Source organism: Blastopirellula marina (genome assembly GCF_002967765.1).
In the GTDB taxonomy this organism is placed as follows: domain Bacteria; phylum Planctomycetota; class Planctomycetia; order Pirellulales; family Pirellulaceae; genus Bremerella; species Bremerella marina_A.
Window position 1 is genome coordinate 969,732 of the sequence record NZ_PUHY01000012.1, and the last position, 13,686, is coordinate 983,417.

12 protein-coding genes are annotated in these 13,686 nt (G+C 54.3%); 6 read left to right on the top strand and 6 right to left on the bottom strand.

Annotated elements, in window-relative coordinates; translation table 11 throughout:
• Positions 1–6: 6 nt before the first annotated feature.
• The 5 genes from C5Y83_RS20465 (at position 7) to C5Y83_RS20490 (ending at position 6,500) form a co-directional block, all read left to right on the top strand.
• Positions 7–408 (top strand): hypothetical protein, encoded by a 402-nt coding sequence (locus C5Y83_RS20465; protein WP_105331599.1) that lies wholly within the window; start codon positions 7–9, stop codon positions 406–408.
• Between the two features lie 776 nt (positions 409–1,184).
• Positions 1,185–1,676 (top strand): hypothetical protein, encoded by a 492-nt coding sequence (locus tag C5Y83_RS20475; protein ID WP_105331601.1) that lies wholly within the window; start codon positions 1,185–1,187, stop codon positions 1,674–1,676.
• Positions 1,677–2,376: 700 nt separating this feature from the next.
• Positions 2,377–3,885, top strand: a complete 1,509-nt coding sequence (gene lysS, locus C5Y83_RS20480) for a lysine--tRNA ligase (RefSeq protein WP_233207319.1) — start codon at positions 2,377–2,379, stop codon at positions 3,883–3,885.
• A 100-nt stretch (positions 3,886–3,985) separates the two neighbouring features.
• Entirely contained in the window at positions 3,986–5,683 is a 1,698-nt protein-coding gene (locus C5Y83_RS20485; protein WP_105331603.1) for an ABC transporter permease, read from the top strand.
• Complete coding sequence (locus C5Y83_RS20490) at positions 5,676–6,500, top strand: ABC transporter ATP-binding protein (RefSeq protein WP_233207296.1); 825 nt, start codon at positions 5,676–5,678, stop codon at positions 6,498–6,500. Before C5Y83_RS20485 ends, C5Y83_RS20490 begins: the two co-directional genes overlap by 8 nt.
• A gap of 78 nt (positions 6,501–6,578) precedes the next feature.
• Here C5Y83_RS20490 and C5Y83_RS20495 read toward each other — a convergent pair whose 3' ends face one another.
• The 4 genes from C5Y83_RS20495 to C5Y83_RS20510 form a co-directional block, all read right to left on the bottom strand.
• Complete coding sequence (locus tag C5Y83_RS20495) at positions 6,579–7,430, bottom strand: hypothetical protein (protein ID WP_158262430.1); 852 nt, start codon at positions 7,428–7,430, stop codon at positions 6,579–6,581.
• Positions 7,370–8,146: a hypothetical protein gene (locus tag C5Y83_RS20500; protein WP_105331605.1), complete on the bottom strand. Its 777-nt coding sequence runs from the start codon at positions 8,144–8,146 to the stop codon at positions 7,370–7,372. The genes C5Y83_RS20495 and C5Y83_RS20500 overlap by 61 nt, the downstream gene beginning before the upstream one ends.
• On the bottom strand, positions 8,143–8,943 hold the full coding sequence (locus C5Y83_RS20505) for a hypothetical protein (protein ID WP_105331606.1): 801 nt from the start codon (positions 8,941–8,943) through the stop codon (positions 8,143–8,145). The genes C5Y83_RS20500 and C5Y83_RS20505 overlap by 4 nt, the downstream gene beginning before the upstream one ends.
• Positions 8,944–9,155: 212 nt before the next feature.
• Positions 9,156–10,424, bottom strand: coding sequence for a LysM peptidoglycan-binding domain-containing protein (locus tag C5Y83_RS20510; protein ID WP_105331607.1), 1,269 nt, complete (start codon positions 10,422–10,424; stop codon positions 9,156–9,158).
• A gap of 104 nt (positions 10,425–10,528) precedes the next feature.
• On the opposite strand from C5Y83_RS20510, the gene C5Y83_RS20515 reads away from it, so the two are divergent.
• Positions 10,529–10,786 (top strand): hypothetical protein, encoded by a 258-nt coding sequence (locus C5Y83_RS20515; RefSeq protein WP_105331608.1) that lies wholly within the window; start codon positions 10,529–10,531, stop codon positions 10,784–10,786.
• A gap of 288 nt (positions 10,787–11,074) precedes the next feature.
• Here the strand turns inward: C5Y83_RS20515 and C5Y83_RS20520 are convergent, their stop codons facing one another.
• Positions 11,075–12,394, bottom strand: coding sequence for a replication-associated recombination protein A (locus C5Y83_RS20520; protein WP_105331609.1), 1,320 nt, complete (start codon positions 12,392–12,394; stop codon positions 11,075–11,077).
• 310 nt (positions 12,395–12,704) lie between these two features.
• Positions 12,705–13,493 (bottom strand): DUF3050 domain-containing protein, encoded by a 789-nt coding sequence (locus C5Y83_RS20525; RefSeq protein ID WP_233207297.1) that lies wholly within the window; start codon positions 13,491–13,493, stop codon positions 12,705–12,707.
• Positions 13,494–13,686: the final 193 nt, after the last annotated feature.

Consider the following 13,686-nt stretch of genomic DNA (forward strand, 5'->3'; position numbering starts at 1 on the left):
GAAATCATGGAGGCAATCTACCGACGTTTCAGCGTCTTCCGTCGTGTTACGACCAAAGCATCGCACGAGGAAGTTATGAACGAACTTGAGGACGCATTGCGCAGCACTGTGGGAGGAAGCATCTACCGTGAGGGGAATGCCTTTCAAGTCTATGGTGGCAACAACAATCTGTCGTTTGGTTTCACCGCTGATGTAAACGCGTACGTAATCGTCAAATCGGTGAGCGAAGAGACCTACGAATTCGATGCCCAGATTACGCTTCAACCGAATCAGCTGTTCTGGATAACCGCCATCGTAGGAATATTTTGTCTGCAATTCCTGTGGATCTTCAATGTGTTCTACTTCGTGATCGATCCACGTACGAACTATCAGAGAGCGCTTGATCGGGTCAGCCTACCTGCGGCTTGAAGCAAGTCAATTCTCCGTATGAAAGATACTTCGACGGTTCCGCCAATGCAGAAGTGTCCTCTTCGAATTTGGGTCGAACTTCGCAAAACGAGTGAGCGTACGAGGTCATCCATCGGAAACTGGATGGCTTTTCTTTCCTGCCCAAATCAAGGGCTTTCGCCCTTGGACGTTCGCCTTCAGACAAGAGAGCCCCGACAACGGGCAGGCTTAAGCCGGCCATAGGCGGTGAGGCTTGCCGAAACATTCTATCTTTCTCGGCTTGCCACATCGACGGTAAAGCTTTCAGGGCGAAAATATACATAGCTAACGAACTGACTTCGAGCGATTTCTCTTGCAGGATCAGTTCCCCCGAATTGGCGACTCTGGTTGGCCCGTTTCCCCCGACGTTTGCCCTTGCCGGCCCGAGTCGCCTTTTTTGATTCTTGCCGATAGGACGATCCTTAAGCTCGGTTGCGGAACCCCGTATCGTGCTAGCAACCGCAAGGGAAAAAAACGACCAATAAATTTTTCGACCTATATGACCTTATGAGGCGAGCAACCGCCCACATCAATTGATTGAAGGAGGGCATTTTCGCGTAAGAAAAGTGGTCAAAAATAGACCTTCGAAAAAGCATTGCATTGTTTTACGCAATGGAGGAATATCATTCACAGGACAACGCAAAATGCGTGTTAGTGAAGTTTAAATTAACATCGAGAAGAGCCGAGCGAGGGCCTGAACAACCTGAGCTCAAACAACCCACCTTAAAAAGACCTACCGGATCAGAGGAGATATGCAGATGAGGAAACTCTTCACTGCTCAGTTTGGTAAGACGGCGCTAACATTCGTCATTATGGCTGGCGTCCTTAGCGTCGCTTTCGGCGAATCGGTTTACAACAAAGCCTGTTATTTGAACTTCCTGGCTTTAGAATCCTTTCCCACGATGAATCCTTTGCAGCGAGACAAGTTGGTCTCGCAGATCGATTACGAAGACGAGATTGGTCTGAAGCATCGTTTGTTTGTTTTCGAGTCGCCGGTCAACAATCAGAAGTCGACCTGTCGCGTGCTGGTGACGGACGAAAACTATAACGTTACTTCGTCTTGGAATGCGGACCGGACCAACAAGCTGCTGAACGTCGGTTTCATGAAGCACACCAGCCCTCCTGTACTGGAGATTGTTCGCTGCAGCAACGCTTCCGACTCGCTTAGTTGTGAGCATCTATGCTTGCACATGGGTGTCCTGCAATCGTTTGAATACAAGCCATCCAAGAGTCATGTCATCGCACGCTAATCATGCGTCGACGATGACCACCGATTGACCCATGTTGTAACCCCAGTAAAATCTTGCGGTAACTGGGGTTACATTCTTTCTGTGATCAATGTGAATCTGAGCTGGCCCCAGGATCGTCCCGCATGCTGCGTCACGAACTTCGGAAGGGGCTATGTCCGCCAAGCCAACCAATCGACCGTCTAAGTATCAAGTCTTCCTCCTGTGGTCGAACGACACGGTTAGCCAGTGTCGTGACGTGCGGAAGTTCTTCAAAGAATTCAACAAGAAGACGGCCAAGCCTGAGTTCGGTGTTACATTCGAGATCATCGATCACTGTTTCGATACCGATGACAAGGGACACCCAGGTGCAGTCCCAGCCGAAGAGTTGTTGGTGAAGAGCAAGGATACGCTCGCGCTGACGATCGGCCTTTGCACTGACGACGAAACCTCGCTGAATCCTTACACTGTCGACAAGGCTCAGCACCAGCTTGATCTGGTGGTCGAAAGCGCTCAGCAGAATAAGTTTCATCAAGCCATCTGGTTTGTTCTTCGTCAGCAGGACTTGGAACGAGAGCAGATCGCCGGCGAAATCCACGATCTGTTGCGTTTGCCGGAAGGTCTAAAGCCGGACAACGTCTGCCTGTTCAACGAAGGGGACAAGTTCGCCGACGTTCTGGCTGATAACCTGACCAAGCTTCTCTCTGGCGACGATCGGCCCTGGATCGAAGACGAGAACGCTGCCGTGCACGCAATCGAAGCGGCACGCCGTCAAAAGATGGAAAAACTGGTGCAGCTCGGCATCGATCCTTGGGGACATCGCTTCGACGATCAGCAGGCGATCACCGACGTTCGGGCCCTAGAGGGAGAAATCACCGAGCAGAAGACAACCAGCGAAGGTGGCCGCGAGCAAACCGTTTACAGCGGTCCCAAAGTACGCGTTGCTGGTCGCATTGTTTTGATGCGTCCGACGGGCAAGCTGATTTTCATCAACCTAGTCGATCGAACCGGAACGATTCAATTGTTCCTTGGCCAAGCTCAAGTTGGCGAACGCAACTGGGATATCGCCCAGTGTCTCGATCTGGGCGATATCATTGGTGTCGACGGCGAGCTGAAGAAGACCAAGACGGGCGAACTAACGATCTTCGTCGAAGAACTCCATTTCCTGACCAAGACGCTGGAAGCACCGCCAGAGAAGCATAAGGGGATTACCGATCCGGAACTGCGACAACGGATGCGGTATGTCGACTTGGCCTACGGCGAGGGAGTCCTCGAACGCTTCGTGCAGCGAACGCAGATCGTCCGTTCGATTCGTGAAACGTTGGTTGGCGAAGGTTACTTCGAGATTGAAGGCCCGACGCTTCATACTATCGCCGGTGGTGCGGCCGCTCGCCCGTTTGAGACCTTCCACAACGCCCTCGGGATGCCGCTGGTCATGCGGATCGCCCTCGAGCTTCATTTGAAGCGACTGCTGGTAGGCGGCATGGAGCGTGTCTTTGAACTGGGACGCGTTTATCGCAACGAAGGGATCAGCCCGCGTCATAATCCTGAGTTCACGATGCTGGAGGTCTATCAAGCCTACGGCAACTACGAAACGATGATGGATTTGACGCAGAACGTCATTGTCAACGCATTAGACGCGATTGGAGCCGGCCGAAAGGTTCCCTTCGGCGACAAGGAGATCGATTTTACGCCGCCGTTCGAGCGACGTTGCTACCGTGACCTGTTGGCCGAGCACGCGGGGATCGATCCTGCCAACGACGCCGAGGTGATCGCCTGTGCTAAGAAGCTGGGCCTCGATACGGAAGGGAAGCATCCCGACGTTGTTCGCAACGAAATCTTCGAGGAAACGGTCGAGGACAAGTTGGTCGGGCCGATCTTCGTGATCGACTATCCTGCTAGCATTTGCCCGCTGACTAAGCGAAAAGCGGGTCAGCCAGAAATTGCCGAACGTTTTGAACTGTTCATTCACGGCATGGAACTGGCCAATGCCTACACCGAGCTGAACGATCCTGATTTGCAGGAAAAGCTGTTCCGCACACAACTTGAGGGGATGGCCGAAGAAGACTCGATGGCGCGCATGGATACCGATTTTGTGCGGGCTTTGCGGAACGGAATGCCTCCAGCCGGCGGACTTGGTATTGGCATCGACCGCCTGGTCATGTTACTAACTAACAGCTCGACAATTCGCGAAGTGATTTTGTTCCCGCTGTTGCGGCACGAGGCGACCTAGGAAGGTCGCTGATTCCCCCTGATCCCCCCAAAGATAGAAACCTGCCCCGCGAGCGGAGGCGGGGGAGCAGAGAGAGTGCCGCTTTGCCGAAGGATTGGCAATGTACAAGTTGATGCTCTGTCTGCGTTATCTTCGGACACGCTACATCGCCCTGGCGTCGATCATCAGTGTCACGCTGGGCGTGGCGACCATGGTTGTCGTCAATTCCGTGATGTCCGGCTTCTCGCACGAGATGCACGTCCGTCTGCACGGCATCCTCTCGGACATTGTCATGGAAAGCCACAGCCTGGATGGCTTCTATCAGTGGCAAGGGCACATGAACGCGGTGAAGCAGGTCGCTGGCGATTCGATCGAAAACATGACCGTCACAGTCCACGTGCCGGCAATGCTTGATATCTATCATCGCAACGAATGGGTGCCACGTCAGGTGACCGTGATCGGCATTGATGACGAAACCTATAACAACGTCAGCGATTTCTCAAGGTACTTGAAGCACCCAAGCAACCGTGCTCAAGTCAATTTCAGCTTGAAGGATGGCGGCTACGAAGGTCCCGAAGGTTCAACACTGACCGAGTCGGGCTGGAACTATCGTCGCGGCAAGATCGCTTATCAAAAGGCCTTGGAAGAAGAGATGCAGCGATTCGAGATCATGCATCGCACCGGTCGCATGCCTGGTCAGACACAAGACGATCCCAACAAAATCGCCGCTACGCCTAGCCCACTCCAAAATCAATCGGCCGAATCAGTGAAGCCGAAGTTCTCGGACGATCCAGAAGCCCCACCCCTGCCAGGCGCTCCGCCGCAGGAAGTTGCTCAGCGGATGGCACAAAACGAACCGGCCCCAGTTGGTGCGGCCGAGGTAGAAGGGGATCCATTCAATCAACGCCATCAGTTCTCGATGGAAAACACGTTCGATCCGATGAAGCACCAGTCACCCGGCATCATCCTGGGGATGGCCGTCGCCAACATTCGCCAGCGAAACGCTGAGGGAGAAGTCAAGGATTACTTCCTCGCAGTTCCGGGGGACGATGTACGACTGACGTTCCCTTCAGCCGAGAGCCCACCGCAAGCCGTTAGCGAAACGTTCACCGTTGTCGACTTCTACGAAAGTAAGATGAACGAATACGACGCTGGGTTTGCGTTTGTTCCCCTCAGCAAGTTGCAATCGCTGCGTTACATGACCCATCCTGACTTAGGGAACGCGGTCTCGACGATTCAGATTCGATTGAAGCCGGGGGCCGATCTGGCCGCGGTAACCAATCAACTGCGTGCTGCGTTCCCACCGGAACGTTACCCTTTCCGCATTCAATCGTGGAAGGACATGCAGGGGCCGCTGTTGGCTGCGGTGCAAATGGAAAAGACAATTCTCAACATCCTGCTGTTCCTTATCATTGGCGTGGCAGGTTTCGGGATCTTGGCGACGTTCTACATGATTGTGGTCGAAAAGACGAAGGACATCGGCATTCTGAAATCGCTCGGTGCGAGCGGTGGTGGAATCATGAGTATCTTCCTGGGATACGGCTTGTCGCTGGGCATTGTCGGTTCTGGCGTTGGTTGTATTCTCGGTTTGCTCTTTGTGTGGAACATCAATCACATCGCCAAGCTGATCGAGATCATCACCGGTCGCGAAGTGTTTGATCCGACGATCTACTACTTTCAAGAAATCCCCACAATCATCGAACCAATGGCCATTGTCATGGTGGTGACCGGGGCGATGTTGATTGCCGTGTTGGCAAGTGTGCTACCGGCGATTCGCGCCGCACGACTGCATCCGGTGGAGGCCCTCCGTTATGAGTAATACGATGAGCGATAGCTACCTCAGCACCACCGTCCCAGCTCCTGGTGTGCCGCCACAGCCGGCCGCTAAGAAGCCCGCACCACACATCAATACCGACCGCTTCGACACGCCGATCGAAGTCGATCGACCGATCCTGCGAACGACCGGCCTCTATAAGAGCTACCGCAAAGGACAACATGTCGTTCCGGTTCTTCGTGGCGTCGATTTCGTCGCGCACGAAGGTCGAGTCACCTCGATCATTGGGCAAAGTGGTTCCGGTAAGAGCACGCTGTTGCATTTGCTGGGGACTCTCGATGTCCCAGATCAGGGTGAGATCTTCTTTGAAGATAAGCGAACCGATAACTTGCCGATCCGTCAGCGTGACCGGATTCGCAATGGCCAGTTCGGCTTGATCTTTCAGTTCTACCACTTGCTTCCGGAACTGACGACGCTGGAAAACGTGCTTACTCCGGCGATGATCTCACACGGTTTTTTCAAGTATTGGACTGCTCGTAAACAGCTTCGAGAACGCGCCAAGGAAGTTCTCGACCTTGTGGGACTTGGGCATCGTTTGACCCACAAGCCACGCGAATTGTCCGGTGGTGAGATGCAGCGAACAGCGATCGCTCGCGCTTTGATCAGCAATCCGAAGGTCCTTCTTGCGGATGAGCCAACCGGTAACCTCGATCGGCAAACCGGTCAGGAGGTGCTCGGTATTCTTCGGAAACTGAACGAAGAGCAAGGACTGACTATCGTGATGGTCACGCACGATCAAAGCATTGCAGACGAAGCGGATGCGATTGTCCGTTTATCGGAGGGATGCGTCGAGACGGTATAGCTCGAACCGTCGTTCGATCTGTTGGTGCTGTTGAGGCTTTGGAGGGTTGGTCGGACATCACCTTCGGTGTCTTGCTACCTATAGCGGAGACCACCAAATCTGACACCATGGCATCTGCTTTTTCAAGTCTTCGATAGCAGCCCGGCTGGTGGGCGTTCGTCGCAGCTTCAATTCTTTCAGGTTCTTTAGCCGTACCAGTTTCTGTAGCCCTTCATCTGAAATGCGGGTTCGTGTAGCGTCCAGGTATTCCAGCGAATCAGGTAAATCGTCGAGAACTTCATCGGAAAGATGGGTGCGAGAAAAGCCGAGCCACTTCAGTTGGCTATCTCGCAAGAATGGCATCGGACGGCGACCGATAGAAGACTCGGAAACGGCAAGCGTTTCCAAGTTAAAACGATCGAGCAGATACTCAAGTTGGTCTTCTGAAACCGCGATGCCAGCCAGCGAGACCCCCTCGAGATCATCCAGACGTTCAATTTCCCGCAAAAAATCGTCAACCTCTCCGCGGCCGTTCTTGCGAAAATAGGCGATCTTAATACGTTGAAAGAGTGGTTCCGCACCGATTGCCTCCATCCACTCAGGGGCTCGTTTAACATCGACGTAGGCCATTTGGACATTGGGCCCCGGCGGCGTCGCGATGGTCGCCGATGGTGAAGATTGGATGGGTACGGCTTGCCGCTGGATCAGCTTCCACGAAACATTCCATCCGCGTTCCGCCAGTTTCTCGGAGACCTCTTCGTGAAGATGCCCCATCCGCAACTGGTGGCTAACCCAGCCCAGTCCGATTGCCACCAAGCCTACAAAGAGAAGTAAGAACCGCATCGACCAGCGCAAACGCCAGTTTCGTACGGGCAGCTTTTTGGCGGTTGTTATTTGGTCGTTTGCGCTGTCCAAGGCAACCTTAACTCCTCCCACTCGATCTCGCACCATGGCATCTTCTTTCGCAAGTCGTTGATCGCCGATTTGGTGGTTGGTGTTCGACGAAGAATTAACTTCTGCAGATTCTTCAAACGAACAAACTTCTCCAGGCCATCGTTACTGATGCGAGTTCGCGTGGCATCGAAGTATTCCAGCGACATCGGCAAGTCATCGATCGCTGGATTCGAGAACTGTGTCCTAGCGACCAGCAGCCACGTGATGTTCGAGTTCTGAAAGCAGGGAATCGGTCCGCGACCGAGCTTCATAGATTGCAGGTAAACCGACTCGAATTGAACGTGATCGAACAAGGTTTCCAATTGCGTTTCGGTCAATGGAGCGTTATACGATGAAAAGTGCGGCAACTGTTTCAAACGCACAATTTGCTGGACGGCGAGGTCGACTTTCTCAGGAGACTGGTCGGAGATTTGAACCCGGCTGAGACGCTGAAACATGGCTCCCACGCCTAGTCGTTCCATCCAAGACGGCAGTTTCTTTTCGACGCGATAACTGTTGGGGCTAAGCGGGGTCGTCTCAACCAGTTTCCAGTCGATCGATACGCCCAGTTCACGCAGCTTCTTGGCGGCGTCTTCATGCACATTGCCCATCCGCATCTGGTAGCTAACCCAGGCCATGCCGATAGCGATGAGGCCGATGAAGACAAACAGCACGCGGAGTGACCAGCGAATTCGCCGTCGAGTTCTTCTAACCGACGCTTCGGTATCGCTCATTGATTGATGACTCCGAAAGGCCTCGGCTGCCATACGATTTCACACCATGGCATCGAATCTCTTAACTTTAAGACGGTCGACTTCTCGATGTCAGTAAGACGAAGGTTGATATGCGTCAGTTTCTTGAGGCGGATCAGACTTTGCAACGAAGCTTGGCCAAACGTGCAACCTTCTAGATCGAGTCGCTGGAGGTTATCAGGAAGGCTGCTCAAGAATTCAGTTGATACATTGCTCCTTCGCAAACGTAATTCTTTCAGCTTGGAATACTGCATTGCAGAGAGCTCATGCAGGCCAATATTGGTTTCATCGAGCCAAAGCGAATTGAGGTCGACGCGTTCAAGTAGAGATTCTAATTGGTAGCGATCGACCGAAGAGTGATCGAGCCAAATCTTATCAACGCGATCGAGCTTGGCGACATGCTTGAAGAATCTACTGACTGGACCGGGGCTGCCGTGCACAATACGAATGCTATCAATCCGTTGGAACATACTGACGCAGCCCAGCGAACGCATCCACTCTGGTTCATGCTTTTCCTTTTGGGTGATCGTTACCGGTTTTGGGGAAAAACTAACCCAGACCTGTGAAGGTACGTTCCGATAAAGCTCCCACTCGAGGATCGCGCCTTGCTCTTGCAGATGGCGACTGACTTCTAGATGCGTATTGCCTATTCGCATCCAATGGGCCGGAATCGCTACCAAGACACTGGTCAGCGTAATCCCTGCGATGAAAACACGGAGCGACCAGCGAATTCGCCAGCTTCGCGTTTTCGGCGTGGACTTGCTGACCGACTCGTCCATAGCTGGCTCAAATTGATAGGTGCGTTGTAAGACAGGCCTCTAGCGGTAGGCTAACGGTTGGCCAGGTAACTGTCAAACAAATGCTGCCGGACGCTGATTGAGCAATCGCTTTTGCGTGAGAAACGCTCAAACAATTCGCGCAAATGCATCATGCGTCCCGGGACGGGATTCGCAGGGACGCAATTCGGAGCCAAATTGGCGATGAGAGAAGCTTACCGCTGAACGACCACTTTCGAGCCAACGGATAGGATCTCGTACAGGTACTCGGAGTCTGGCTTGCTCACGCTGATCGAGCCGCCCGGGCCTCCGGTGCCGTGGACGACGATGCCGCCATCCAGATGAATCGCGTGGCCGCCGTAGGGATTGGCGGGGTCGCTCGAGGACAGAACGCTTTGGCTGGCCTGATCGAAGAACTGCGGATTGGCTTCTTTTCGCAATACTTCGTGTTCACCTTCCGGAATGATCGCTCCATTTTCGATGGTGATGGGGAAGCGGCCCGCGTAGCAACCATCGACTTCCAAAGCGAGTTCGTTGTGGGTCATGTCGATCTTGGCGGTGAACGGACCTTGGACAACCTTCAGTTTCTGGCCAGGCGTCAAGCTGTTTGGACTATCAATGCCGTTAATGCGTTGTAGTAACAGAGCCGGGACATCGTACTGCTGGGCGATGGTCTCCAGGGTTTCGCCGCTGCCGACGGTGTACGGTTCTTCCAGCAGGTGTTCCATCGAATAGGCAATCGTACCGCCAAGTTTGTTGAGTAGTACGTTCAATTCGTCTTTCTGGACAGGCGTCAATTCAGGGCGATTTCGCCACGGGGTCAGGCGACGGCAAGCTTCTACGAGATCGCGTTGGGCAAGGTAAACCTCGGCTTCATCCCAATCCGTTTGGAAATCGCCCGGAGAGGGGCCGCCCATGGCATGATTACCCGCTGGCATGCTGTTCATGTCGCTACCAGACGAGTAGACCGACGCCAGTTGATTGCGGGATTCATCTGGGGAAGAAGGGATCTGGGATTCAGTCGGAGGAGCCATCTCAGCCGGATTCTCAAGGGTAGACCCTCCCAGGGGCGGTAAGTCGTTTGCGCCTGCGAACTGCGGTACGTACGGTGTTGCTGGGTTGTCGGAAGCCTTGTCGTCGGGAATCGGTGTCGTCGGAGACGAAGCGAATGACGGTGCCGAGTCGTTTGACTCGCCCAATTGCGGAGCCGTTAGTCGACCGCTAGCAAAGCCCTGCGGACTCGCTGGGTCGGAGTTGAACGGTGGAGGACTCGACGAAGCGGTACCCATCGAATTCATGGCATCGGGCGCCGAGGAACCACCAGGCATTCCCATTCGCGAAAAGTCTGGCAGCGAGAGATCCATGTCACCCGCGGCGTTGGCAACTTCGGGCGGAACTTCTTCCGGCTGATTCAAGACGGTGTAGACGCCGTAACCAATGGCCATCAGCACAATGACCATGCACGCGGTTTTGATCGTTTCCACCTTCGTCCTCCCTGACGATTTCGGCTCATCAAAGGCAATCCATTGTGCCGATAAGTGATGATGCCGAGGTGTGCTCTGACGTTATTTAACCCATCCTCAAGGTCATGCACGACAGCGACGAATACGACGACGAAGATTGGACCGAAGACTACCTGGACGAAGACCAGGAAGATACGATCGAATGCCCCGAATGCGGAGCGGATATCTTCGACGATATCGATGTTTGCCCGAGGTGTGGCCACGCGATTATCCACAGTACGAGTCCCTGGGCTGGGAAATCGTTGCCGTGGGTGATCTTCGGCCTTCTGGGCATCATCGCAGTGATCGTGATGATGACGTGCATTCCTCAACCGCCTGCCTAGCCCGACAAGCGTTCTCAGATAGTAACGAAACCCCGATTCCGCTCAAAGGCCGGTTTCGTAGCGTGCTAGCTGGCCAATTCTCATTTCCCTTGAACGAGGGGAATCCGTCAAAGAAGAAAATTGACCACAGATAATGCAGGTGGGAATCGATACGAAGTAGGACAGCCGTGTGCCCCGGATATCCTGCCCGCGCGAAGCGGGTAGCAGGGCTCACCGGGCGAGATGCTCGTGGCACACATACTCTTCTTGTCGCCATAAACCTCTTGCCGCAACGTCTCCTGTTGCAAATCAGTCGTCTTCACCTCGAAGTCGTTTTCGATAGACTTCCACCCGCTTTTGCAAGGTTGCTTCGAAGCCGCGGGGGACAGGGCGGTAGTATTCGCGGTCGATGCCAAGGTAGCTTTGGGCGGCGATACCATCCGGGGCATTGTGGGCATATTGATATCCTTCGCCATGCCCGAGATCCTTCGCCCCGCCGTAGTGAGCATCGCGAAGGTGGGTCGGTACTGGCTGGACCCGTCCTTCGCGGATGTCGGCCCTGGCCTCGCCGATCGCCACGGTTGCAGCGTTGCTCTTAGGGGCACAGGCCAAGTAAGCGACCGTTTGCGAAAGCGTGAGTTGGCACTCCGGTAGTCCGATCATCTCGCAGGCTTGCATGGCGGAAACCGCGATCGTTAGGGCGTGCGGGTCGGCGTTACCAATATCTTCGCTGGCCGAGATGATCAATCGCCGTGTAATGAAGCGAATGTCCTCGCCTCCTTCCAGCATCTTGGCCAGCCAGTAGATCGAAGCGTCGACATCGCTTCCGCGGATGCTTTTGATTAACGCGCTTGCCGTATCGTAGTGCGTGTCGCCGTCGCGATCGTATTGGACTGCTTTCCGCTGGATGGTTTCCTCGGCCAGTTCTCGTGTGAATTCAATTGGCTTCTCATCGCTCGATAGGACGCCGATCTCCAGCGCGTTGAGCGCACGTCGGGCGTCCCCGTCGCAGACCTCCGCCAGGAACTCAGCCGCTTCGTTGTGCAGTACGACGTCGTGTTTGCCGAGCCCACGATGCGGATCCTTCAAAGCGGCATCCAACACTTCGCGAATTTCTTCCGATGAGAGCGGTTCAAATTGGAAGACCTGGCTGCGGCTGACGAGTGCGCTGTTGACCGCGAAGAAAGGATTGCTGGTAGTGGCCCCGACCAGGATTACGATTCCGTTTTCGACATCTGGGAGTAAGGCGTCTTGTTGCGACTTGTTAAACCGGTGGATCTCGTCGATGAATAGCAAGGTCTTGCGACCCCCAGTGGCGACTTCGCTCTGCGCCTCCTGCAAGACTTCGCGCAGCTCTTTGACGCCAGATGTCACTGCATTGAGCTGGCGGTAGCGACTTTTGGTTTCGGAGGCCAACAATTGGGCGAGCGTTGTCTTGCCACATCCTGGTGGACCATAGAACAAAACGGAAGTCAGCCGATTCGATTTGATCAGGCGCCATAACAACTTTCCTTCGGCCAGGAAATGCTTTTGGCCAAAGAACTCGTTCAAGTTGCGAGGACGCATCCGGGCCGCGAGAGGTTTGGCGCGGTCGAAATTCTTCGATTCGGCTTGTTCAAACAAAGACATAACTCGTGCCGTGGAGCAGGGGAGGGGATCGACTCCTTCCATTGGACCCGGCACCCCGGTTCAGGGCAACCGCCAGGCGTTTTCCACCGGCGAGAAAAATAATTTGCCCACCTTAAAAACGCAACCTATGTTTCAAGTGTCCGGCCGAGTGGGCCCTTTCAGATGGTTGCTCCAATCGTCTGCGGTCGGACAGGGACGCCGCACGGAGCGTTAAGCAACTTCCGCGGTGTGAGCCCGACGTACGTTGATGCTTAACAAACGTACGCCGGGTTTTTTTATTTCTTGACCGGGAAATCTCTCACGCGAACGGCTAGGCTAACGCTTCCAGCATCCCGTTCCAAAGCAAACGCCGGGCTTCGAGGCTTCTAACAGCTGCATCTTCGGCAGCTTGCCATTTGTCGTCATCGTCGCCGCAGAGATGCGAAAGCAGACGATGGGCCATCGGACCGTGGTGGTCGCCGTCGAGTTCAATGTGCCGCTCGAGGTAGAAAACGAATTTCGAAGCGGAGCCAGAGAGTTCGGTATTCACTTGCTGCACGATCTTCTGGAAGACTCCTGGCAGAAGATCTTCCCGCCCGTAAGTGAATCCAGAGGCAATCGCCGGAAGGTTGTCGCTGGCGATTAAGTCAAACGTGTTGGTCACGAATTGAACGATTGGACGCGGAAGATCGGCTTCGTAAAGCGAGGCCGTCACGTCGCGCCCTTGCTCAAGGCGTTGCAGGAAACGGTCGAGCAGGTAACTGTCGGCACCGATCTGCTGCATGGACGACTGGTAGAGCTCGAAGTGGCTGCAGAACCCTCCGTCGCCATCTTCGTCGCTTTCTTCGCCGAGCACGATTTCGTTTACCAAGCGACGGCCCAACTGATTGTCGGTGGGCAGCCAAGGTACCTGAACGCACGTCAGGCGAAGTTGCAGGGCCTTCAACAGCGACATGAAGTCCCACACGGCGAACACGTGGTACTGCATAAACGTACGCAGTGCTGCCGCGTCGCCGATCCGTGCATAAACGGGATGTTCGAGCAGTTCGAGCCGTTGCGGTTCTAGGACTTGTTCGATTCGATCGAGGCGCTCCTGCGCCGCGGGAGGCATCACAATCATGGGACTCTGTTGGGTTACAGCAATGGGGGTTGGATGGGCGGGAACGTGCCCGACCAGCTGAGATTGAAAGCTATCACATATGGTACCAAGCGGGAATGCAACTTCGGCGTTCCGTATGGGAATGAGGCACTAAATAACGAAAAGGTTCCATGAAGTGTTGAGATCGATTAATGTCTTGGTATACGGAACCTAC

Coding starts and splice junctions, on each gene's coding strand:
- C5Y83_RS20465 (WP_105331599.1), top strand. CDS start 7: ATGGAGGCAATCTACCGACGTTTCAGCGTCTTCCGTCGTGTTACGACC.
- C5Y83_RS20475 (WP_105331601.1), top strand. CDS start 1,185: ATGAGGAAACTCTTCACTGCTCAGTTTGGTAAGACGGCGCTAACATTC.
- C5Y83_RS20485 (WP_105331603.1), top strand. CDS start 3,986: ATGTACAAGTTGATGCTCTGTCTGCGTTATCTTCGGACACGCTACATC.
- C5Y83_RS20490 (WP_233207296.1), top strand. CDS start 5,676: ATGAGTAATACGATGAGCGATAGCTACCTCAGCACCACCGTCCCAGCT.
- C5Y83_RS20495 (WP_158262430.1), bottom strand. CDS start 7,430: ATGGTGCGAGATCGAGTGGGAGGAGTTAAGGTTGCCTTGGACAGCGCA.
- C5Y83_RS20500 (WP_105331605.1), bottom strand. CDS start 8,146: ATGAGCGATACCGAAGCGTCGGTTAGAAGAACTCGACGGCGAATTCGC.
- C5Y83_RS20505 (WP_105331606.1), bottom strand. CDS start 8,943: ATGGACGAGTCGGTCAGCAAGTCCACGCCGAAAACGCGAAGCTGGCGA.
- C5Y83_RS20515 (WP_105331608.1), top strand. CDS start 10,529: ATGCACGACAGCGACGAATACGACGACGAAGATTGGACCGAAGACTAC.
- C5Y83_RS20520 (WP_105331609.1), bottom strand. CDS start 12,394: ATGTCTTTGTTTGAACAAGCCGAATCGAAGAATTTCGACCGCGCCAAA.
- C5Y83_RS20525 (WP_233207297.1), bottom strand. CDS start 13,493: ATGATTGTGATGCCTCCCGCGGCGCAGGAGCGCCTCGATCGAATCGAA.